The organism is Pantoea sp. X-Soil-YNGN-775 (assembly GCF_059730575.1).
In genome coordinates, this window is the sequence record NZ_AP035946.1 from 435,750 (window position 1) to 456,163 (window position 20,414).

Annotated in this window: 22 protein-coding genes; 9 read left to right on the forward strand and 13 right to left on the reverse strand. The window is 55.7% G+C overall.

The window, feature by feature from the left end:
* Positions 1-276 precede the first annotated feature (276 nt).
* Positions 277-669: a cupin domain-containing protein gene (locus AC6I8I_RS21945; RefSeq protein WP_497828706.1), complete on the forward strand. Its 393-nt coding sequence runs from the start codon at positions 277-279 to the stop codon at positions 667-669.
* Between the two features lie 31 nt (positions 670-700).
* Here the strand turns inward: AC6I8I_RS21945 and AC6I8I_RS21950 are convergent, their stop codons facing one another.
* The 4 genes from AC6I8I_RS21950 to AC6I8I_RS21965 form a co-directional block, all read right to left on the reverse strand.
* Entirely contained in the window at positions 701-1,384 is a 684-nt protein-coding gene (locus AC6I8I_RS21950; RefSeq protein WP_497828707.1) for a molybdate ABC transporter substrate-binding protein, read from the reverse strand.
* Positions 1,384-2,436 carry an ABC transporter substrate-binding protein gene (locus AC6I8I_RS21955; protein WP_312055689.1) on the reverse strand — a complete coding sequence of 351 codons (1,053 nt, stop codon included), beginning with the start codon at positions 2,434-2,436 and terminating at the stop codon, positions 1,384-1,386. The genes AC6I8I_RS21950 and AC6I8I_RS21955 overlap by 1 nt, the downstream gene beginning before the upstream one ends.
* A 180-nt stretch (positions 2,437-2,616) precedes the next feature.
* The gene (locus tag AC6I8I_RS21960; protein ID WP_497828908.1) at positions 2,617-2,835 is read right to left on the reverse strand and encodes a DUF7661 family protein; all 219 of its coding nucleotides are present in this window, start codon (positions 2,833-2,835) and stop codon (positions 2,617-2,619) included.
* Between the two features lie 75 nt (positions 2,836-2,910).
* Complete coding sequence (locus AC6I8I_RS21965) at positions 2,911-4,119, reverse strand: aldose 1-epimerase family protein (RefSeq protein ID WP_497820952.1); 1,209 nt, start codon at positions 4,117-4,119, stop codon at positions 2,911-2,913.
* A gap of 405 nt (positions 4,120-4,524) precedes the next feature.
* Here AC6I8I_RS21965 and AC6I8I_RS21970 point away from each other — a divergent pair, with 405 nt between their 5' ends.
* The 4 genes from AC6I8I_RS21970 to AC6I8I_RS21985 are packed head-to-tail and all read left to right on the forward strand — an operon-like array spanning position 4,525 to position 7,592.
* Positions 4,525-5,088: a peroxiredoxin gene (locus AC6I8I_RS21970; RefSeq protein ID WP_497821064.1), complete on the forward strand. Its 564-nt coding sequence runs from the start codon at positions 4,525-4,527 to the stop codon at positions 5,086-5,088.
* Positions 5,089-5,112: 24 nt separating this feature from the next.
* Positions 5,113-6,351 (forward strand): protein-disulfide reductase DsbD family protein, encoded by a 1,239-nt coding sequence (locus tag AC6I8I_RS21975; RefSeq protein WP_497828708.1) that lies wholly within the window; start codon positions 5,113-5,115, stop codon positions 6,349-6,351.
* Positions 6,352-6,409: 58 nt separating this feature from the next.
* Positions 6,410-6,961, forward strand: coding sequence for a sigma-70 family RNA polymerase sigma factor (locus tag AC6I8I_RS21980; protein ID WP_312055686.1), 552 nt, complete (start codon positions 6,410-6,412; stop codon positions 6,959-6,961).
* Positions 6,948-7,592 carry an NrsF family protein gene (locus AC6I8I_RS21985; RefSeq protein WP_497828709.1) on the forward strand — a complete coding sequence of 215 codons (645 nt, stop codon included), beginning with the start codon at positions 6,948-6,950 and terminating at the stop codon, positions 7,590-7,592. Before AC6I8I_RS21980 ends, AC6I8I_RS21985 begins: the two co-directional genes overlap by 14 nt.
* Before the next feature lie 73 nt (positions 7,593-7,665).
* On the opposite strand, the gene AC6I8I_RS21990 is transcribed toward AC6I8I_RS21985, so the two are convergent.
* Entirely contained in the window at positions 7,666-8,052 is a 387-nt protein-coding gene (locus AC6I8I_RS21990; protein ID WP_312055684.1) for a VOC family protein, read from the reverse strand.
* Entirely contained in the window at positions 8,049-9,212 is a 1,164-nt protein-coding gene (locus AC6I8I_RS21995; RefSeq protein WP_312055683.1) for an MFS transporter, read from the reverse strand. The genes AC6I8I_RS21990 and AC6I8I_RS21995 overlap by 4 nt, the downstream gene beginning before the upstream one ends.
* Positions 9,213-9,350: 138 nt before the next feature.
* On the opposite strand from AC6I8I_RS21995, the gene AC6I8I_RS22000 reads away from it, so the two are divergent.
* Together AC6I8I_RS22000 and AC6I8I_RS22005 are read left to right on the forward strand one after the other, a co-directional pair.
* On the forward strand, positions 9,351-10,121 hold the full coding sequence (locus AC6I8I_RS22000) for a DeoR/GlpR family DNA-binding transcription regulator (RefSeq protein WP_312055682.1): 771 nt from the start codon (positions 9,351-9,353) through the stop codon (positions 10,119-10,121).
* A 98-nt stretch (positions 10,122-10,219) separates the two neighbouring features.
* Positions 10,220-10,624 carry a GFA family protein gene (locus AC6I8I_RS22005; protein WP_312055681.1) on the forward strand — a complete coding sequence of 135 codons (405 nt, stop codon included), beginning with the start codon at positions 10,220-10,222 and terminating at the stop codon, positions 10,622-10,624.
* A gap of 37 nt (positions 10,625-10,661) precedes the next feature.
* Here the strand turns inward: AC6I8I_RS22005 and AC6I8I_RS22010 are convergent, their stop codons facing one another.
* From AC6I8I_RS22010 to AC6I8I_RS22020, 3 genes are all read right to left on the reverse strand, one after another.
* The gene (locus tag AC6I8I_RS22010; protein ID WP_312055680.1) at positions 10,662-11,147 is read right to left on the reverse strand and encodes a helical membrane plugin domain-containing protein; all 486 of its coding nucleotides are present in this window, start codon (positions 11,145-11,147) and stop codon (positions 10,662-10,664) included.
* A complete protein-coding gene (gene fdhF / locus AC6I8I_RS22015; RefSeq protein ID WP_497828710.1) occupies positions 11,147-14,119 on the reverse strand; it encodes a formate dehydrogenase subunit alpha in 2,973 nt (990 codons plus the stop codon). The genes AC6I8I_RS22010 and fdhF overlap by 1 nt, the downstream gene beginning before the upstream one ends.
* Positions 14,120-14,445: 326 nt before the next feature.
* Positions 14,446-14,949 carry a helix-turn-helix domain-containing protein gene (locus AC6I8I_RS22020; RefSeq protein WP_312055678.1) on the reverse strand — a complete coding sequence of 168 codons (504 nt, stop codon included), beginning with the start codon at positions 14,947-14,949 and terminating at the stop codon, positions 14,446-14,448.
* Positions 14,950-15,798: 849 nt separating this feature from the next.
* On the opposite strand from AC6I8I_RS22020, the gene AC6I8I_RS22025 reads away from it, so the two are divergent.
* Positions 15,799-16,419, forward strand: a complete 621-nt coding sequence (locus AC6I8I_RS22025) for a response regulator transcription factor (protein WP_312055677.1) — start codon at positions 15,799-15,801, stop codon at positions 16,417-16,419.
* Between the two features lie 131 nt (positions 16,420-16,550).
* On the opposite strand, the gene AC6I8I_RS22030 is transcribed toward AC6I8I_RS22025, so the two are convergent.
* Genes AC6I8I_RS22030 through AC6I8I_RS22045 form a run of 4 tightly spaced genes read right to left on the reverse strand, consistent with a single transcriptional unit; the run spans position 16,551 to position 18,232 of the window.
* Complete coding sequence (locus AC6I8I_RS22030) at positions 16,551-16,955, reverse strand: response regulator transcription factor (protein ID WP_312055676.1); 405 nt, start codon at positions 16,953-16,955, stop codon at positions 16,551-16,553.
* Between the two features lie 41 nt (positions 16,956-16,996).
* Positions 16,997-17,251 (reverse strand): XapX domain-containing protein, encoded by a 255-nt coding sequence (locus AC6I8I_RS22035; RefSeq protein WP_497828711.1) that lies wholly within the window; start codon positions 17,249-17,251, stop codon positions 16,997-16,999.
* A complete protein-coding gene (locus tag AC6I8I_RS22040) occupies positions 17,248-17,478 on the reverse strand; it encodes a DUF1427 family protein (protein ID WP_312055674.1) in 231 nt (76 codons plus the stop codon). The genes AC6I8I_RS22035 and AC6I8I_RS22040 overlap by 4 nt, the downstream gene beginning before the upstream one ends.
* A 46-nt stretch (positions 17,479-17,524) precedes the next feature.
* On the reverse strand, positions 17,525-18,232 hold the full coding sequence (locus AC6I8I_RS22045) for a hydrolase (RefSeq protein WP_497828712.1): 708 nt from the start codon (positions 18,230-18,232) through the stop codon (positions 17,525-17,527).
* A 302-nt stretch (positions 18,233-18,534) separates the two neighbouring features.
* Between AC6I8I_RS22045 and AC6I8I_RS22050 the strand changes: the two genes are divergently transcribed.
* Positions 18,535-20,412, forward strand: coding sequence for an amidohydrolase (locus AC6I8I_RS22050; protein ID WP_089561783.1), 1,878 nt, complete (start codon positions 18,535-18,537; stop codon positions 20,410-20,412).
* The last annotated feature ends 2 nt before the right edge of the window (positions 20,413-20,414 follow it).

The following is a 20,414-nucleotide window of genomic DNA, read 5'->3' on the forward strand; positions in this document are numbered from 1 at the left end:
CATCAAAGATAATACAGAATCGTTATGATGCGTACTGACTGACGGATATATCTTATAACCACAAACGCCAGTATTGCTCATAAAGTAAACGCAACAAACCCAACGCTGATAATTCAGAGAACTAATACGGGCGGGGGGCGTGCGATATTCTTCCTGGCGTAGCGATGACATGCTACATAAAGCAGATGCGCCGAAATGGCGACTTTCTTCTATGCTTATCCCGCTAAGCAGACCAGACAGGTTTGCTCACAGTTAAATTAATAACAGGGATTTACCATGTCAAAACAGGATAACAACGCTTCCGGGATTAACGCGGTCGAAGTTATGCGCAGCAGTCAGGCCTGGAACGGTGAGGAGATTGAAAGTTACCCGGCAGGCCAGCCCGAACTGACGGTGATGCGGCTGTCACTGCCTGCCAACACCTCTTTACCCTGGCATACCCATCCGATGCCTAATGCGGCGTTTGTCCTGTCCGGTACCTTAATCGTTGAAGATAAACAGAGTGGCGAACAGCAAACCTTTAAGGCCGGAGAAGCGCTGAATGAAACGGTTAACAGCGCGCATCGGGGTTTTACCCTCGATCAACCGGCCGAACTGGTAATCACCTACGCCGGAGTGAAAGGGCAGCAGCTGACGGAGCCACTGCCGGGTGAACCGGAAGAGTTTTAAGGCTTAAACGGCAGGGCGCTGAGCGATGCGGCTAATCGCCAAATCCGGCCTGACGCAATACGGCTTTTGCCTGTGCCGATACTAAAAATTGCGCCAGCCGCGCTGCCTCGGGCGTGATGACCGCACAACCATAGGCCACGCGCGGGTTATACGCTGCCGGGATATCAATCACTGTCAGCCCGTCAACCTGGCGCAGGGCGGTCTGATAGCTGGAATAGCCAATAAACAGATCCGCCTGGTTTTCCCTAAGCAGCCATTCCGCCGCCAGCCTGCCGTCCGGCACCGGTACAGAATCACGTCCACCGACCAGTGGCATTGCACGCTGACGAACCGCCTCGCCAGCCGGGCCCATCCGGCTAAAAAGCGCCTGGCTATAGTCGCCTGAAGGATCGGTGCCCGCCGTTGACGTTGCCAGCCGCAGTTGATTACGGGTGAGCAGGGTGAACCAGTCGTCATCGGCTTGCAGCACCTCGTTTCGCACCGTCAGGCAGAGCGTATTGCTGGCAAACGCAATCACCGACAGCGCCTGCCCGTTATCCAGCAAGCTCTGCGGATGCGCCATATTGGCGGAGGCAAACAGATCGCAGGGTTCTCCCGCTTCAATACGTTCGCGCAGCAGTCCGGCCGGGCCAAACAGGCTGTCGACTGAGTGCGGAAAGTAGGCCATCAGCGCCGGCCAGACGCTTTTCAGGCTACCAGCCGCCAGCACGCGCATCAGTCGTTGCCCTGCCAGGAGGTTCGATAGAAGCGCTGATACCAGTCGTTCGCCAGTTTGCGCATATCCACATCCTGAAACTTCGCCGGATAGAGTTTTTTGGCCATCCACAGTTCACCAATACCCATCGCTTCCGGCATCGGATAGCCCCAGGCTTTGGCGTAATCCGGCATCAGATAGACCCGATGGTTTTTCACCGCCGAAATGGTCTGCCACTGCGGTGAGTGCTGGATTTCAGCGACCACCGACGGATAACGATCCTGGACAAAAATCACCTCAGGATCCCAGGCGATCACCTGTTCCATTGAGACGGTTTTAAATCCGGTCACGGTTGCCGCCGCCACGTTGACGGCACCCGCGTGCGCCATCATCAGACCGGTATATTTGCCCGAGCCATAGGTGGTCAGCTGCGGGTTCGCCATATAGGCGCGAACGCGTTGGTTGGCCGGAATCGCCTTCAGGCGGTCACTGACCATTTTACGGCCCCGATCGGTGGCTTCAATCAGCGCTTTCGCCTCAGCCGGTTTATTCACAATCTGACCGATAAGGGTAATACCCTCGCGTAGCCCGCTGTCGTAGGCGGTTTCTTCATCGGCCAGAGTCGGGTTCATTTTTGCTTTTTCGCCCGCCGGATCGTGGCGCAGTGAGATAGCCACCACCGGGATGCCCAGCGCGCTGATGCTGTCGATCATCGCCTGTGGCGCGTAATTGGTCACAAACACCACCTGCGGATGTAGCGCCACCAATTTTTCAGGGTCGACATGGGTGAGATCGCCCAGCGCCGCTTTCTGGCTCAGCGTCGGCGCCAGCCGGGCATAGCTGTCACCAAGCTGCTGCTTCCAGTTTGCCATCACACCGACGATTTTATCGGTCGCGTTCATCTGCACCAGCAGATTCAGCGTCTGATGCTGAAGCACCACCACGCGATCAACACGATCGGGAATCGTGACCTGACGGCCAAGCTGATCGATAATCTGTCGCGATGCCTGCGAGGTGAGCGGAAGAACTATCAGTAAACCTGCCATCAGTAACGGTAAAACGCGCTTAATCATAGTGTCCCCGGATTTTCGATATGCAAAAGATTATACAGCGCTAGCGGCAAAAGGTCCTGATGCAAATCAGCATATTCTGGCGGCGGGACGGAAAAACAGGATAAAATGAAAAGCCTTATCAGGTGCGCATAATCTATCTTATGTTAAATAGCCGGTGGCCAGCAGGTACGAATAAATTTATTATTCGACCCGTTTCACATCAGGATGATGCTCTGTTGCTGCTTCATGAAAAATGTCGCTTAGCCAGCCCGGCAGCTCTTCCTCTGTCATATCATCCGGAATTGCAATGTCGTAAAGCCGGGAAAATTTTCGTTCCGTCAGGTCTGCACGGAATACCAGCCAGCGCTCACCCTCACGTTTGACCCCTACGTGTCGGCCAAAGACGTTGTAGATCAGCATCATTGACGCCCTCTCAGGAACTGAGTAACAATCCCGCAACGGCAACTGACGTAAGCGGGATTGTTATCTTACCGATTACTCTTTGGCGATTGGCGTCTCATTTACATCAATTTTCGTCTCGCCCTGAATAGTTTTGATCCGTTGCTCAACGTCTTTTACCTGTTCACTGTTATGCAGCAAGGTATAAGTCAGATCAAAAGCGGTACTGGCACCGGGTTGTAATTGCTTAACGCGTTTTTGTTCACGTTCAATGGTAACCGGATAGGCATAGCTGGTGCCGGGTTCAATGCCGGTCACATAGCCCTGTTTCAGCGTGTCGGTATTTTTCCACAGCGACAGCACCGGTAACTGGCGGGTATCAAACTGGATCGACGCACCACTGTTACCGGCTTTATTCACCACCGCAGCCACTGACTGATGATTATCATCAGCGAGCGGTTTGACGTTAAACACCATCTCATCGAAATCTTTAGTTGGCCCCTGATAGGTTTGCCAGGTTTTCAGGCCGGCTTTGGCATAGTCGTTAAACGGGCTGATGCCGGACATTGGCGCGAGGAAGCGCGCCCCCTCTTCCAGGATCGGTGTGCCAAAGTTGCTGTGATAAATAATCTGATAATCGTGCGGGTAGTCGCCCTGATTGGTTAACACGTCATGCAGGCTGAAGCTGTTGCTGCCGGGCACGTAGCGCAGTTCGGTCTGGGTCTGCAAGTCGGCTTTTTTAAAGGTGCTTTCTTTAATTAAGCCGCGAATGCGAATTTCATGCGGCGCAGCGTCAGCCACCTCCACTTCCAGTTGTGAAACCGGCGTATTACCGGCTTTACCGTGCAGCGTATAAATTTTACCGTCGGCGGTGACCGGATGGCCGGTCCATTCATAACCGCAGCGCACCATCATCTCATTGAAACCTTCCAGCCAGCCCAGCCCGTTGCGGCTCTCCAGATTGATAAACGCCGGGTTTACCACCTCTTTCACCGGTGAATCCCAGCCCATCCGGCTGCCAAAGCCTTCAACCCGCAATATGTTCATACCGCGAGTCGGACTCAGGGTGATGGTAAGGCCGTCCTGACTACGGATCACCAGAATTTTACTACCTTCCTGCTTACCGCCGTGCAATACCTTCTGCTCAATGCTGAACGGTTTGCCTGACAGCTTCAGCTCACTGCTGGAAATCTGCCAGTTTCCTTTATCCGTGCCCTGTTCAGCACTGGTCAGCACCCAGCTTTTTGCCGTAGCAGAGCCAGAAACCACCATCGCAAGTACCGTTAACGCCAGTTTAATCTTCATTTTTTATCCCTTTTGCTGAATCGGTTTACCTTGATTTAAGGCAAATCTAGGGATTTAACGCCTGAAGAAACGTGACACGCCTCACCTGCTGAAAAAAGCGCGGATATTTGCTTCATTAATGCGCGTTAAATCACAAAAGCATGGGATCAAATGTCGAGTTACATCCGGTTACGTGAACCAGACGGCTGTTAGCTTTATACGATTCAGCGGTGAATCCGCTACTCGCCATTATTCCGTCGCGCTGCGTCCATTGCTTCAGCGATATTTCATTTTGCTCTGCCGCTTTTCGCCACCTGATAAAAAAGAAAAAATAATTATCCTGGCGCGCAACTTTTTTGGCTGACCAGCGAACCTGTTCATAAGGTCACCAGGCGACACCGCCTGCCTGTTAATGGAGAGAGAATGATGCCAATGAAAAAATCCCTGAAAACCCTGGCTGTTGCCACCCTGATGGCGCTGAGCGTGCCGGTCAGTTCTGCCTTCGCCGCTCTGCAGGTCGGTGAAAAAGCGCCGGATTTTAAGCTGGAAGCCGCGCTGGCAGGTAAAGCCACTACCTTCTCATTGCAGCAGGCGTTGCAGAAAGGTCCGGTGGTGCTCTACTTCTTCCCGGCGGCCTTCAGTGCTGGCTGCACGCTGGAAGCGCACGACTTTGCTGAAGCAACCGATGAATTTAAACAACAGGGTGCGACAGTGATTGGCGTGACTGCGGGCAATACCGATCAGATTGCCAAATTTTCGCAGCTGGAATGCCGCGATAAATTCACCGTTGCAGCCGATCCTGGTGCGAAAGTGGCAGCCGAATATAAAAGCACCATGGAGATGAAGGGCCAGAAGCTCTCTGACCGTACCTCCTACGTTATTGCGCCTGATGGCAAGATTTTGCTCAGCTACACCGATAAAAATCCTGATGCCCATATCCAGAAAGCGATGGACGCAGTGAAAAAATATCGTCAGGCCAATCCGGCTTAATTTCACCCTCTGAGTAGGTTCATCATGCTGACAGCCATCGCGGCCGCCTTTCTGGGCGGCATTATTCTCAACTTAATGCCCTGCGTGTTTCCGGTTATCTCACTGAAAGCGCTGAGCCTGATCCGCCATCACGACAAACCGGCCCATGCCCGAATGGAAGGGCTGGCGTTTCTGCTCGGCGTGGTAGTTACCATGGTTGCACTGAGCGCCGTGCTGCTGCTGGCGCGTGCCGGTGGTGCCTCGGTGGGTTGGGGATTCCAGTTACAGTCACCGCTGGTGATCGCCGTGTTGATACTGGTGATGCTCGGGTCAGCACTGAACCTGCTCGGTCTGTTTGAGGTCGGGCTGTCGGTTCAGCGGGTTGGTGGCGTAGGAAGTGACCGTGGCGGCCTGATGGGATCGGCACTGACCGGTGCGCTGGCGATTATTGTCGCCACGCCGTGCAGTGCGCCCTTTATGGCCAGCGCCGTTGGTTATGCCCTGACCCAGCCGCCGCTGGTCAGCCTGGTGATTTTTATCGCGCTGGCGCTGGGTTTTGCTGCGCCCTTTACCCTGATCTCGTTTTTCCCGCTGCTGGCCCGGATCTTACCGGCCCCCGGCGCCTGGATGATCACCCTTAAACAGGGTCTGGCTTTTCCAATGCTGGGCGCAGTTGGCTGGTTAATATGGGTGCTGGAACGTCAGGCGGGATCGGCGGCGCTGGCAGCGATTCTGGCCTGCTGTCTGTTATTCAGTTTTGCTGCGTGGCTGTATGGCATGGCGCAGAAACGCCGTATGATGGGTCGGCGTCACTGGGCGCTGCACCTCGCGACCGTCTTTTTCCTGGCGTTAGTGGTTCCGCCACTACTTAACCTGAACAGCTTCGCCGCAGCACCACAAACTGAAGAAGCCTCGCAGGCCGCCGCAGCCGTAGCCTGGTCACCGCAGAATGTCGACGCCATTAAAGGCCAGGGCAAACCGATTCTGGTTAACTTTACCGCGTCGTGGTGTATTACCTGTCAGGTCAACGATCGTACCTCGCTGTCGACGCAGGCGGTTAAAGCAGCGATGGCACGCACCAGTACTATTTACATGGTGGCGGACTCAACCAAATATAATCCTGATGTTGAACAGGCGCTGAGTGACTTTGGTCGGGGTGGTCTGCCGCTGTATGTGGTCTATCCCGCCAACGGCGGTAAGCCGGTGGTATTGCCGCAGGTGCTGACGCCGGGTATCGTCATTTCAGCTCTTGAGCAGGCAACGGAGAACGGAAAGAAAACGTGAATCCCATGATGAATCGACACCGTGGCAGCCCGCCAGACGGTTAATCTGCTGATGATAAATGCCAGAAACTGACAACCGCGCGCGGCTGTGGCCACAGCTGATGGCCCGCGCGCAGCAAGGCGACAGAGACGCCTATAACCAGTTGTTAAAAGCGATGGTTCCGGCCATCCGCGCTTTAGTGTGCAAAAAAATCAGTGACGCTACGCTGGTCGAAGATGTGATTCAGGAGACCCTGCTGGCGATTCATCGGGTACGACATACCTACGATCCTCGTCGGCCGATTTTGCCCTGGGTGGCGGCGATCTCTTCCGCCAGGGCGATAGATGCGCTGCGTCAGCGCGGTCGCCGTCAGGAAGTACAGGATGAGGATGCGCTGATTCAGCAGCCGGCCGACAGTGCTGATAGCGCCACGGCGTCAGATGAACTCACCGGTTATCTGGGTACGCTGCCGCTGCGACAGCGTGAAATTGTCGAATCGGTCCATCTGCGAGAGCAAAGTCTGGCGCAGGCGGCCGCCGAAACCAATCAATCGGTATCAGCGGTCAAATCCCTGCTGCATCGTGCAATGCTTAACCTACGAAAATATGGAAGCAATCATGAGAAATCATGACCCGTTTATTGATCGACTGAGCCAGTCCGCTCAGCCGGTACGGCGTGTCTGGCCGACGCCCTGGCGCGTCACCGGCTGGATAGCCGCGGCGTTGCCCTGCGGCGCGCTGAGCAGTTGGGCGTTTCATACCCGGCTGACCGACTGGTCACAGCCTGACGCGGCGATTGCGCTAGTCGCCCTGCTGCTCTCGCTGATCATTGCTGGCAGCAGCCTCGCTGCGGCATTTACCCTGAGTATTGCCGGAAGAAAAGTGTCCGGCATGGGCTGGCTGTTGCTGCTGGCTGGCATATGGCTGACGCTCAATCTGCTCAACATGTCCTCATCACGACCGCCTGCAGGCGCGGGTCGTTTTGGTGAAGGCATACACTGCTATCTGTTTATGCTGTCCGCCAGTCTGCCGATGATGCTGCTGTCGGTGATTGCGTTGCAGCGCACCCGCTCCCTGCATCCGGGGAAAAGTCTGGCGCTGGCCGGCTGCGGCAGCGCCTTCAGCGCTTCGATGCTGCTGTCGCTGTGTCATGATACCCATCTGCATATGATCGATTTCTTAATGCATCTGGCGGCTGGTATCACGATTGTCGCTATCACGGTACTAGTGGGACGGCGCTGGGTACGGTTAGCTCAGGCCTGATGCCCCCACGCCGCCGCCGGTGAGCCACGCGGCGGCGGCACAGTTCTGCTCCGCCGCCGATGAAAACGTCGCACTATTCCGCAACCAGCTCAATCAGATTGCCATCAGGATCGCGGATAATTGCCTCATCGAAACTATCGCCAGTCCGGCGCGGCGGCGCGATTAATATGCCACTCTCAGCCGCGCGAACTGCCATCTCATCCACCTGATGCTCATCGCCTGGCGCAATGGCGATATGCGCCCAGCCCGTCATTTCCCGGCCGGTCTGCCCTGCGTCCAGTTCGGGCAGCGTCATCAGTTCGATTGTCGCCCCTTCGCGCAGCCGCATAAAATAAGAGGCGAAGCCGGGACGGTTTTTACTGAGATAACGCTGATTACTTTCGGCACCAAACATCACCTGCCAGAAAGCGCGCTGCGCCTCTGGATCGCGGGTCCACAGCGCGACGTGGGAAATCTTCATGCGTTACTCCCCTTCGCTGTTTTTTGTCCCAGGTCCAGCGTCATTGAGATCGCACCAACAACCAGCATCAGCAGAATAATCAGCGAGAAGGCGAACGACAGATGGGTAAAATGCGCCACATAGCCAATCACGGCGGGACCACTCAGGACGCCCATATAGCCAAGCGTGGTGATCGCCGGTACCGCGATGGACTGTGGCATCACCGTCTGCTGCCCTGCGGCGGAAAACATCACCGGGACAATATTGGCACAGCCCGCGCCCACCAGGGCATAACCCAGTAACGCCAGTGGCCAGGAGCTGATAAAGGTTACGATTGCCAGGCCTGCGGCAGCAATTAACGCACCGCCCAGCACCACCGGAAAGCGTCCCAGCGACAAAATAATGCGGTCGCCGGTCAGGCGCGCCGCCGTCATTGCCACCGCGAAAAAGGTATAGCCCAGCCCGCCCAGCGCTTCCGGAATAGCCCGGACATCGGTCAGATAGACCGCACTCCAGTCGAGCACCGTGCCCTCGGTCAGGAACACCGCGAAACAAATAATACCAATAATCAGGACGCTACCGCGCGGTATCGCAAAGGCGGGACCTTCAGAAGGGTTAGCATAGCTCAGCAGTCCGGCCGCGCTGTAGAGCGTCATTAGCACCACCGCTGCAACCACCAGTAAGCAGCTGACCAGCACGCTTAACCCCATCGCCAGCAATAACGTCATGAGTCCCGCGCCTGCAATCCCGCCAACGCTGTACATCCCATGGAAACCGGACATTAACGGCACCGGAGACTGCTTCTCCACCAGAATCGCCTGAATGTTCATAGCGCAATCGGTGACGCCGATACCGACGCCAAACACCAGCAGCGCCAGCGCCAGCCACAGCGGATCGTTCAGCACCGACAGCCAGGGCATACTGATAATAATCAAACCAATCGCCACCAGAATCACCCGGCGGCAGCCGAACCGGCTGGTCAGCAAGCCGGTGACCGGCATGGCGATCAGCGCGCCCATCCCCAGACACAGCAGTAGCGTTCCCAGCACCGCTTCATTGACACCGGTATTGGCACGCGCAAACGGGACAATCACTGCCCAGGTTGCGGTAACAAAACCGGCAAGAAAAAAAACAACCCGCGTTGCCAGCGTCGGAGATACTGCAGTTTCGCGAAGCGCCATACCGATCCTTTAAGAATAAATGCCAGAGTCCAGCCGTCGGCCGTTAAGGCAGACTGTCGCTGCTGAGTCTATTGACAGCCGTCAGTTACGGCGTAATGATGCTCACTATAGCTCGATTGTGATAATTCAGAGGTGTTAATGCTCGATTATGCAGCTTTCCCGCAGCAGCGACAAGCGCTGATTCGTGAGATTTTGCAGCAAAACGGACTCGTGGTCTGCGCGGATCTGGCTCGCCAGATGGCGGTCTCGGAACACACTATCCGCCGGGATTTACATGAGCTCAGTAAAGAGGGCTTTTGTAAAAAGGTTTATGGTGGCGCAGTATTGCCGCTGCCGGATGCAGGCAGTTTTAACGATCGAAAACAGCAGGATCATGCAGGAAAAGCCTTGATCGCGCAGCACTGCGCCAGCCTGATCAACAGCAACAGCTGTATTTTTATTGATGCCGGCACCACTAACCTGGCGCTGGCGCAAGCCCTGCCAGCGGATCTCACGTTAACCGTGGTGACCAATGCACCTGATATTGCGGCGGTGCTATTAGCGCATCCGCGCGCAGAGGTGATCATGCTGGGCGGGCAGATGCAAAAAAGCACTGGCGGCTGCGTCGGGCAAACTGCCATTCAACAGCTGCGTGGCATGCTATTCGACCAGGCGTTTATCGGTGGCTGTGCAATGAGCCCGGAAGCCGGACTGACCGGTTTTGACTATGCCGATTGCGAATTTAAAAAAGTGGCGATTGAGCAGAGTAATCAGGTGATTGTCGGCCTGACTGCCGAAAAAATCCCCGCGGTGGCACGGTTTAAAATCGCGGAATGTCAGGCGCTTTCACTGCTGGTGGTGGAGAAAAAACTGGATAAAGCCTTGCTGAGTGCCTTCGGGGCGCATGACCTGACGCTGATTACCGTTTAATCCACAGCGCGCCATTTTACCGCGCTACACTGTGGTGACGGCGTAAACGCGGCTGACGATATGACGCCCGCCGCTACGCACTTATTTAGGAGATCGCGATGCAAAATGAGATGTCGGCACAATGCCATTGTGGTGCAGTGGCGTTCAGCGTGACGCTGAAAGATGGATTCAACACGGTACGGCGCTGTAACTGTTCGTTCTGCCGGATGCGGGGTGCGGTGGTGGTATTTGCCCGCCAGATAGACGTGACGCGCGGCAAAGAGCAGCTCACCGAATACCGCTTTAACAGCAAGCAGGTCGGCCACTACTTCTGTTCAGTCTGCGGAATTTACACCTTCCATCAGAGCCGTTCCCAGCCCGATCAGTATGGCGTCAACGTTGCCTGCCTGGCGGGCGTTTCACCGTTTGATTTTACCGATGTACCGGTCAGTGATGGCATCAATCATCCCAAAGATGGCGGTGCGGGCGGCGTCGCCGGGCATCTGATCTATAAACCGGCCTGAATCACAGAGGGTGCGTTCGCGCACCCTCTGTGGCGGATTAGTCCAGACTGCTCTTGCCGCTGAAGCGCGTAATCGGCTTTTGCTCTTCACCGTCGATTTGCCGCGAGAAAACCTTGAGGGCTGATAAAACCGGACTCAGACCTCGCCACAGTTCATCATCATTCAGCAGCCGGATAATGCCGCGAATGCCCGGCGCGGCTTTGCCGCTATTGGCTTCTTCCCTGGCCGGTTTAATCGCCATCGCCGCATCGCGCAGGGCGAGCAGCAGGTGGTTAAACCGCTCCGGCGGAACGCTACCCAGCGTCATCATCAACAGTGAAAGATTTTGCAGCGCGCTCTGGGTGCCAGGCTGATTGAGACCTGACACCAGAATCTTGCCAATCTCGCTGTTTGATTTCACCAGATCGTTCGCCAGTCGCAAAAATCCGTGCTGATGCAGACTTTCGATTAACTCATCCATCGCTTCTCTGGCGGTCTGCTCAGTACGGGTCGGCGTAACCTGATATTTCATCCTTTCTGCCATCAGAATTTCTCCGGTTTTTCAACGTGTTCGGGCGGTTCGCGATAGCCCTGCTGCTGCCATTTCTGTTCCACCGGCAGGTGATCCAGCGGCGTGCGTTTGCCATAACGAAAATTGTGTAACGGAATGGGATTCGGCTGGATGCGCCGTTCCACTCGCTTCATATTTACCGCCACCTCTTTATAGGCTGGCGTGTTCACGTCCGGATCATGATGTTCGCCGGTCAAGGTATTGACGCCATCCTTTCCGTGGTGGATCGGCATAAACAGTACGTTACCGGCCACCCTATCGGTGATCACTACCGGCACCTCCAGCGAGCCGCGCCGGGAGGAAATGCGAACCCACTCGCCTTCGGTCAGACCGCGCTCGGCGGCCAGCTGTGGCGAGATCTCCACAAACGCATTCGGCGACAGCGACATAAAACGGCCGCCCTGCCCGGTCTGGTTGGTGGACTGGAAATGCTCCAGCATCCGGCCATTGTTGAGCAGCAGGTTATATTCGGCATCTTCCTGCTCGGCCGGCGGCTGCCAGCGTAAGGGATAGAGCCGCGCTTTGCCGTCCGGGAAGTGAAACTGTTCGGTATAAAGAAGCGGTGTACTTTCACCGCTGGCGTTCACCGGCCAGATTTGCGACTGCCAGCCCACCAGTTGCTCGTAGCTGACGCCAGCGAAGATCTCCGCGATGCCGGCGGCTTCAGCCATAATGGCGCCCGGATTCGGGTAATACCACGGATGCCCCAGCCGCGCGGCCAGATCGGTGAAAATTTGCCAGTCCGGCCGGCTGTCGCCAAGCGGAGCCATGGCAGGCGAGAAATGCTGGATGCGCCGCTCGGTATTGACGAAGGTGCCCTCTTTCTCCACGCTCGGGCAGCCCGGTAATACCACGTCGGCGAACTCTGCGGTACGGCTCATAAAGATATCCTGCACCACCATGAACTCCAGATTACTGAAGGCTTCATGCACGTTGGTGGAATCCGCATCGGAAAACGCGGTTTCTTCGCCGGTGATATACATGGCGCGCAGTTTGCCTTCATGGGCGTGCTGCACCATCTTGAAGTTATCCGCGCCCGGCTGATCGGACAGCGCTTCAGGATCGACGCCCCAGGCGCGCGCCCATTTTTCCCGTACCGCGTCATCGCTGACTTTTTCATAGCCCGGATAAACGTTACTCAGGCAACCGAAGTCACTGGCGCCCTGCACGTTATTATGGCCGCGCATCGGATAGCCGCCGGTACCGGGCCGGCCGTAATTGCCGGTCACCAGCAGCAGGTTGGATAATGCGGTGCTGGTGTCCGCGCCGTGGCTGTGCTGGGTAATGCCCATCGCCCACAGAATACAGGCGCTGCCTGCCTGGCCGATCATCTCGGCTGCCGCTGTCAGCTCTTCCTCACTCAGACCGCAGGTTTCGCTGGCAAACGCCAGGGTAAAGGGCGCGAGCGATTCACGGTATTCTTCCACCTGATTGACCCGCTGTGCCAGAAATGACCGATCGGCATAGCCGTGATCAAACATATATTTCGCCATCGCCGACGCCCATACCAGGTCGGTGCCGGGCCGGATGCGCAGATAGCGATCGGCACGCTCGGCCATTTCATGACGACGCGGGTCAACGACCAGCAGTTTCTGACCCTGATGTTTGTGGCTCTGTTTAATGTGCGAGGCGATAACCGGATGGTTCTCGGCCAGATTGCTGCCGACAATAATGATCAGTTCAGTCTGCTGCAGATCGCGAATGGTGCCGGCATCGCCGCCGTAGCCGACGGTGCGAAACAGCCCTTCTGTCGCCGGGTTCTGACAATAGCGCGAGGAGTTATCAACGTTGTTGGTGCCAAAAATCAGTCGTGCAATCTTCTGCGTCAGATAGGCTTCTTCATTGCTGGCTTTACTTGAGCCAATAAATCCAATCGCATCGCCGCCATACTGCTGGGCAACCCGGCGTAAACCGACGGCGACGCGCTGCAGCGCTTCGTCCCAGCTGGCGGGCCGGAAGCGGCCATTTTCACGAATCAGCGGCGTGGTCAGACGCTGCGGGCTATTGACGAAGTCCCAGCCAAACTTACCTTTCACGCAGGTTGAGATGCCGTTTGCCGGTGCATCCGCCACCGGTTGAACTTTCAGAATGTGGCGATCGCGGGTCCAGATCTCAAAACTGCAGCCCACGCCGCAATAGGTGCAGACGGTTTTGGTGCGTTTGATTTCGGCCTGGCGCAGCGCCACATCGATTTTTGACACGCCGGTGATCGGTTCCATGCCGATACTGTTTTCCAGCGTTTTGACGAAGTCGATTAGCGGACGTTTCAGTCCTTCATCCATCGCGGTGAACGGTCCTGCATCCGGCTGCATGGTTTTTTCCAGCAGCGCATTACACGGGCAGACCGTGACACAGTGTCCACAACTGACGCAGCTTGAGCCGGCAATCTCGGTGCCGCCATCCCACAGCACCCGCGGATGCGCCTGGGTGTAGTCTATCGACAGCGTTTCATTGACCTCAACGTTCTGGCAGGCCTCCACGCAGCGGCCACATAAAATGCACTGGTCAGGATCGTAGGTATAAAACGGATTGGAGTGATCTTTAGCGTACGGCTTAGGCTGATGTGGATAGTACTGAATCGGAATATGCATATCCGCTACAGCATTGTGTAAAGTGCAGTCACCGGTATTGTGTTCACAGACCGTGCAGTAGAGTTCGTGGCGGTTAAGCAACCGATCCATCCCCTCTTGCTGTGCCACTTCCAGCGCAGCGCCTTCACTCTGCACCTCTAATCCGTCATGGGTACGTAAGGTACAACCGCGCACCCGCTCGCCATTGGCATCGACCCAGCACACATCACAACTCTGTAACGGTGCCAGGGCCGGGTGATAACAGACATGGGGCAGTTTTTTTCCCTGCGCATCAAGAAAATCAATCAAGGGTTGATCAGCTAACCCGGTTAACCGTTCACCATTAAAAATAATGGTGCAATGTGCTCCGCTCATATAAGCCTCATGAAGAGATTGCGAATAGCTTCCAGCCGAAAAATATCCCTGTATTTATAGGGTTGACTCTTCAGCTTAGTGAGGATTAACAGCTGCGCCACGGATACCGCTACGCTTGTTGCGGTTACTCTCTGAATCGTAAAACGTTTTAAAATGTAATGACTTTTTACCGCGCGGGAAAAGCCGACAGCCGCCACCGACGCAGCTGTTTCTTTTGATTAGAGTTATTGCTTAACACAGTGGAGGAATAGCCTGCCCTCGAGCCTTTCAGTGCAGCGCTGCCGTCACAGCAGCACGGCTCGACTGGCGTTTATCCTGAACCCCCTTCAGGCGGCACAGAACAGAGGGGAACCATATTGCTGTGACGCCAGCGCCAGCCGCAGCCAGGGCGCGGTGTCGGGATTAAGCCGTTCAGACAGGTAACGCTCACAGGCGACCAGATCGTGACCATATCGATTGCGAAACGCGCCGGGCGTCAAAGTGAGGTATTTACGAAAGGTACGGGTGAAATTCTGCTGGCTGCTAAAGCCGTTTTCCACCGCAATATCCAGCAGCCCCTTATTGGTGGCGATTACTGCCACCGCCGCGCGCATCACCCGGCGCAGACGGATATATTCGCCGAGGTTATAGCCGGTGCGGTCGCGGAAGGCGCGCTGAAAATGCCAGTGACCGTAACCGCTTTTGCTGGTGATGGTTTTCACCCGCACCCGTTCATCAAACAGGTTTTGTTCAATCCACGGCAGAATATCGCTGACCACGGCGTCCATCGCCCTGACGCTACTGCTGCCCGTCGCAGGCAATGTTGCCTGTCTGCTTAGCTCCTCACACATAGGCCCTCCGCGCTGAAAGTGACTGAATCGCAACCGGCATGCTGTCCGGCTGAAGCAGTGACGATTATTCCGCTCAGCGTCGCAGATGGATAGTTATACAAACGGATAGGTTAAGGCGGCACCAACGCCTTTAAAGCCACCTGCTGCTGCGGAGCAGAGGCTGGGTAAGAGGGCATTAATTAGTATGTTGTAACTATGAGCAGTAACGTCGGTTGCCGCCAGACGGCAGCGATAAAGAATTCTCTCAGCAGGATAATAATTCCCGGCGATGTAGTACTGGCTTTCGTCACCCGGCGCTAACCATCATCCGCCCTTTTTCACCCGGGATGATGAATACTAAGAATTGCTGGCCCTGTTTTTATCCTGCGATAAAAATGCGGCTGCCACTGAGATGCCAGACATAATAAAAAGTAATTACGTCCGGGCAGAATCTTTTTGTCACAATGCTCTGTTTACTGCCTGGGCCGATCGCCTTATTACGCTTAACAGCATTATGGATTATTTCCGCTGGGTAGTTGCACTATTCAACTGTGGATTTATCTGACAACAAAAAATGACGTAAAGATGACAGAAATAATCCGCTTTGAAGCCCGTTGCACGGCGACTGAAACATTGTTTCATCGCGCCATCGGTCGCCACTTAGCTCATCATTTAACCATTATTTTCAATAATTTATCCGTATCTTATAAAGGATGTAATTTATAGATGATAATGAAAATTGTTATGATAAGATTCTGTAAACACCGGTGGTTTTCTGTGGCTGACAGGCTAAGAGTGAAATAACTGCTGATCACTTTACACCACCCAGGTTTGATACTTCTCTCAACTGCTGGCTGGAATGAGATCTCTATGAATCACATCGTATATATCGTTGATGACGACGCTGCGGTAACGACAGCCCTGAGTAATCTGCTCAGTTCCGACAATTACGAGGTTATTTCTTTTTCTTCCGCTGATGATTTCCTGGCGCACGACTTCGCCCCGCTTCCCTGCTGCCTGATTCTGGATATTAATATGCCGGGCGCGGATGGGTTTGAAGTCGCTCAGGTGTTGATTGATCGCGGTTACACCATCCCCACCATCTTCTTAACCGGCTTTGGCACCATTCCTGTTACGGTGAGGGCGATGAAAACCGGCGCCTATGAGTTCCTGACCAAACCGGTTGATCCTGACCGTATTCTGCAGGCGGTGTCAGAAGCCATGCGCATTGCGGAACAGAATATGGCGACCTCGCAGGAGAAACGTGAGATGACCCTGCGCCATCAGACGCTGACCCCCCGTGAAAGTGAAGTCATGTTGCTGGCGATCAGCGGGCTGCTGAATAAACAGATTGCCGCAGAGATGGGCGTCAGTGAGATTACCGCCAAAGTGCATAAGCGGCGGGTGATGGAGAAGATGAATGCCCGATCGTTATCCGATCTGGTGCGGGCAGCGGAACGGCTGAATATCGCCAACACCCGACGCCGCTGAGGCTGTCGGGTAGCCGGTAGCATCAATAAGGTTGCCCGATCCAGCCTCACCCTCGCTTGCATGATGCAGAACGATCACCCACCCACCCGGCGACTGCGCGCGGCCAGGTTATTCCCTGCGGCAGTCGCCAGCTAGCCATCGGTCAGGCTGGTGCGACTGCCCTCGTCGTCAGACAACTCACTGCGTATCAGATGCAGAAAGGCATCAACATCGATCGGCTTGCGGAAAAATGTGAGCGCGCCCAGCGCAATGGCGTACCACAGAGTGGTCTCTTCCAGATCCGCTGAGATGAAAATCACCGGCGGCAACGCGGGTCGCTGTTTCAGCAGCGTGAACAGCTCAAAACCGCTCATCCCTTTGAGTCCGACGTCAATGATCAACATGCTCACCTCAGAAAGCGCATTGTCATCTGCCAGTAACGCCTCGCCCGACTCGAAGAGTCGTGTGGTGTAGCCGTCAGAATGCAGCAAATTGCTCAGTCCACTGCGGACTGAGCGTTCATCATCAACAATGACAATACGCTGTGACAGCGTCATGCAGTTATCCTCTGAAAGTCCTTACCTGCCTGGCAAAGGACTTAGGGTGCTTTATCGCCGCCCGGCGGCGGTGTACCACTGATTTTGGGTACACATTCGTGGCGGAACCACGCCAGCGTCACTGGCTGTCGACGGATTAAGCGTTTTCCCAGCGGAATCAACTGCTCACCCACCAGCATGCCAAACAGCCCCACCAGCGCAATCACCGGCGGTGCCGGGGAATTCACATCGATCAGGACATAGACTATCCCGGCGAGCAGCCCGACAATCAGCGAAACAGCGTACGATTTCATCATGATCGGCTTACCTGATGTGAAGTGAGAGTGGCTGGATCGGCCGGCTGCAGCAGCGCGGTCGCCGGTCTGGCCGCGGGCAGCCAGGCATGCATCAACGCGCCGCCCAGCAACATGCCCAGCAGGCCGACCAGGGCAATGGCGGGCGGTGCGGGCGACCGGACATTGAGCAGCGCATACAGCAAGCCGATCAGCACGCCTGCGCCGAGTGAAATAATAAGAGGAAACATATCAGGCTCCTGTTCTGCGGCGGTGCTGACCGGCATCAGATGCCGATCAGCAGGCTGCAACTTTGCGTACAGGCGCGTGAACAGGCGCCAGCGTGCGGTGCTCGCTCTTCTGACGTGATGGCGCTTTATGCACCATGGTGTAGGCGTAATCCACGCCAATGCCGTAAGCACCAGAATGCTCTTTGGCGATGTTCATTACCGCGTCATAGGTATCGCGGTTAGCCCAGTCACGCTGCCACTCCAGCATCACCTGCTGCCAGGTAACCGGAACCACACCGGCCTGAATCATGCGTTGCATGGCATAGTCATGTGCCTCTTTGGTGGTGCCGCCTGACGCATCAGCCACCATATAGATCTCATAATCCCCTTCCAGCATCGCGCACAGCGCAAAGCTGTTGTTACACACTTCGGTCCACAGACCGGAAACCACCACTTTTTTCTTACCGTTGGCCGCCAGCGCATCACGCACTTTCTGGTCATCCCAGGAGTTCATCGAGGTGCGCTCTAAAATGTCCTGACCGGGAAATACATCCAGCAGCTCCGGATAGGTGTGACCCGAAAAGCTTTCGGTTTCTACGGTGGTGATGATGGTGGGAATGTTGAAAACTTTGGCCGCTTTCGCCAGCGCAACGGTGTTGTTTTTCAGGACCTGACGATCGATTGACTGCACGCCAAACGCCATCTGCGGCTGCTGGTCGATGAAAATGATCTGGCTATTGTGTGGCGTCAGGACTTCAAGCTTAGCGTTGGACATGTGTTCACCCATAGAGGTTAAGTAACTGGATTTCCGTAAACCGTAACGGAGCAAAATGAACAGCCAGAACGCGTAAATGCAGGCTTTCTCTTCAGGCTGCTGGCTGTCTGGTCGCAGTGTAGGCCGACCGGCGAAGCCAGACTATTATCTCTGCGTATAACTATACGAAGGTATAGGTATCCCTTCGTATAACTAGACGCTCCGACTGACCACTCACCATAATCCGTTCTATTCGTGCCCTGCTCCCTGCAGCGCACTTCCCTGTCCCGCGGCAAGTCGGACAACCCCATTCAGGAGGATCTATGGTTACGCTGGGTAAAGCAGAACTGATATTAACCAATGGCAAATTTCACACCGTTGACCGCAGCAATCCGTTTGCCGAGGCCGTCGCCATCCGCGAAGGCAAATTTGTCGCGGTCGGCTCGCTGGCGGAAGTGATGGAATACCATTGCGACGGCACCAAAGTGATCGATCTGAAAGGTCACACCGCCGTGCCGGGTCTGAACGACTCACACCTGCATCTGATCCGTGGCGGTCTGAACTACAACCTCGAATTACGCTGGGAAGGCGTTCCTTCGGTTGCCGATGCGCTGCGTATGCTGAAGGAACAGGCGTTGCGTACGCCGTCACCACAGTGGGTGCGGGTGGTAGGTGGCTGGACGGAATTCCAGTTTGCGGAACGCCGGATGCCGACGCTCGACGAGATCAACGAAGCTGCGCCGGACACGCCGGTGTTTGTGCTGCACCTCTACGATCGCGCCCTGCTTAACCGCGCCGCGTTAAAAGTAGTGGGCTACACCAAAGAGACCCCTAATCCGCCGGGCGGTGAAATTCAGCGCGACAGCAACGGTAACCCGACCGGCATGCTGATTGCCCGCCCCAATGCGATGATCCTCTACGCCACGCTGGCCAAAGGACCGAAGCTGCCGCTGGAGCAACAGATCAACTCTACGCGCCAGTTTATGCGCGAGCTGAATCGCCTCGGCCTGACCAGCGCCATTGATGCCGGCGGCGGTTTCCAGAATTATCCCGAAGATTATCAAGTCATTGCCGAACTGCATCAGAAGAAGCAGATGACGCTGCGCATCGCATATAACCTGTTTACCCAGCGGCCAGGCCACGAACTGGAAGATTTCGAAAAGTGGACCGATATGCTGACGCCGGGCCAGGGAAGTGACTATTTCCGCCACAACGGCGCGGGCGAAATGCTGGTGTTTTCGGCGGCCGACTTTGAGGATTTCCTTGAGCCGCGTCCTGACTTAGCGCCAGGCATGGAAGATGAGCTGGAGCGCGTGGTGCGTCATCTGGTCGAGCATCGCTGGCCGTTCCGCCTGCACGCCACCTATGACGAATCGATCAGCCGGATGCTCGACGTGTTCGAGAAGGTCAACCGCGATATTCCGTTTAACGGGCTGCACTGGTTCTTCGACCATGCGGAAACGGTCACCCAGCGCAATATTGATCGTATCAAAGAGCTGGGCGGCGGAATTGCGGTCCAGCATCGCATGGCGTTTCAGGGTGAATACTTTGCCGAACGCTACGGCATTGAAGCCACCCGGCATACCCCGCCGGTGGCACGGATGCTGGAAACCGGCGTGCCGGTCGGACTCGGCACCGATGCCACCCGCGTCGCCAGCTATAACCCGTGGACCGCACTTTACTGGCTGGTTTCCGGGCGCACCGTCGGCGGCATGCAGATGTATGACGTCAACGCCCGCCTCGACCGTGAAACCGCACTGATGCTCTGGACCCAGGGCAGCGCGTGGTTCTCCAGCGAACAGGGTAAAAAAGGCCAGATTAAAGCGGGTCAGCTGGCGGATATGGCGGTATTAAGCAAAGACTTCTTCAGCGTGCCTGAAGAGGAGATCAAAGGCATTGAATCGGTGCTGACCGTAGTGGATGGCAACGTGGTTTATGCCGCCGGTTCATTCACCTCCGAAGCGCCGCCGGCCATTCCGGTTCTGCCAGAGTGGTCTCCGGTGGTCAACGTGCCGGGCCATTACCGCAGCGCTCCGCCAGTGGCGCAGAGCCGCGTCGGCATGATGCCTGCTGCTCACCACTGTAGTGGACCGTGCGGCGTACACAGCCACTCACATGATATCGCGCGCGGGTCCAGCGTGCCGGTCGCCGAAGATAACGCCTTCTGGGGCGCGCTCGGCTGCAGCTGCTTCGCGTTTTAATC

Coding starts and splice junctions, on each gene's coding strand:
- AC6I8I_RS21945 (WP_497828706.1), top strand. CDS start 277: ATGTCAAAACAGGATAACAACGCTTCCGGGATTAACGCGGTCGAAGTT.
- AC6I8I_RS21950 (WP_497828707.1), bottom strand. CDS start 1,384: ATGCGCGTGCTGGCGGCTGGTAGCCTGAAAAGCGTCTGGCCGGCGCTG.
- AC6I8I_RS21955 (WP_312055689.1), bottom strand. CDS start 2,436: ATGATTAAGCGCGTTTTACCGTTACTGATGGCAGGTTTACTGATAGTT.
- AC6I8I_RS21960 (WP_497828908.1), bottom strand. CDS start 2,835: ATGCTGATCTACAACGTCTTTGGCCGACACGTAGGGGTCAAACGTGAG.
- AC6I8I_RS21965 (WP_497820952.1), bottom strand. CDS start 4,119: ATGAAGATTAAACTGGCGTTAACGGTACTTGCGATGGTGGTTTCTGGC.
- AC6I8I_RS21970 (WP_497821064.1), top strand. CDS start 4,525: ATGCCAATGAAAAAATCCCTGAAAACCCTGGCTGTTGCCACCCTGATG.
- AC6I8I_RS21975 (WP_497828708.1), top strand. CDS start 5,113: ATGCTGACAGCCATCGCGGCCGCCTTTCTGGGCGGCATTATTCTCAAC.
- AC6I8I_RS21980 (WP_312055686.1), top strand. CDS start 6,410: ATGCCAGAAACTGACAACCGCGCGCGGCTGTGGCCACAGCTGATGGCC.
- AC6I8I_RS21985 (WP_497828709.1), top strand. CDS start 6,948: ATGAGAAATCATGACCCGTTTATTGATCGACTGAGCCAGTCCGCTCAG.
- AC6I8I_RS21990 (WP_312055684.1), bottom strand. CDS start 8,052: ATGAAGATTTCCCACGTCGCGCTGTGGACCCGCGATCCAGAGGCGCAG.
- AC6I8I_RS21995 (WP_312055683.1), bottom strand. CDS start 9,212: ATGGCGCTTCGCGAAACTGCAGTATCTCCGACGCTGGCAACGCGGGTT.
- AC6I8I_RS22000 (WP_312055682.1), top strand. CDS start 9,351: ATGCTCGATTATGCAGCTTTCCCGCAGCAGCGACAAGCGCTGATTCGT.
- AC6I8I_RS22005 (WP_312055681.1), top strand. CDS start 10,220: ATGCAAAATGAGATGTCGGCACAATGCCATTGTGGTGCAGTGGCGTTC.
- AC6I8I_RS22010 (WP_312055680.1), bottom strand. CDS start 11,147: ATGGCAGAAAGGATGAAATATCAGGTTACGCCGACCCGTACTGAGCAG.
- fdhF (WP_497828710.1), bottom strand. CDS start 14,119: ATGAGCGGAGCACATTGCACCATTATTTTTAATGGTGAACGGTTAACC.
- AC6I8I_RS22020 (WP_312055678.1), bottom strand. CDS start 14,949: ATGTGTGAGGAGCTAAGCAGACAGGCAACATTGCCTGCGACGGGCAGC.
- AC6I8I_RS22025 (WP_312055677.1), top strand. CDS start 15,799: ATGAATCACATCGTATATATCGTTGATGACGACGCTGCGGTAACGACA.
- AC6I8I_RS22030 (WP_312055676.1), bottom strand. CDS start 16,955: ATGACGCTGTCACAGCGTATTGTCATTGTTGATGATGAACGCTCAGTC.
- AC6I8I_RS22035 (WP_497828711.1), bottom strand. CDS start 17,251: ATGATGAAATCGTACGCTGTTTCGCTGATTGTCGGGCTGCTCGCCGGG.
- AC6I8I_RS22040 (WP_312055674.1), bottom strand. CDS start 17,478: ATGTTTCCTCTTATTATTTCACTCGGCGCAGGCGTGCTGATCGGCTTG.
- AC6I8I_RS22045 (WP_497828712.1), bottom strand. CDS start 18,232: ATGTCCAACGCTAAGCTTGAAGTCCTGACGCCACACAATAGCCAGATC.
- AC6I8I_RS22050 (WP_089561783.1), top strand. CDS start 18,535: ATGGTTACGCTGGGTAAAGCAGAACTGATATTAACCAATGGCAAATTT.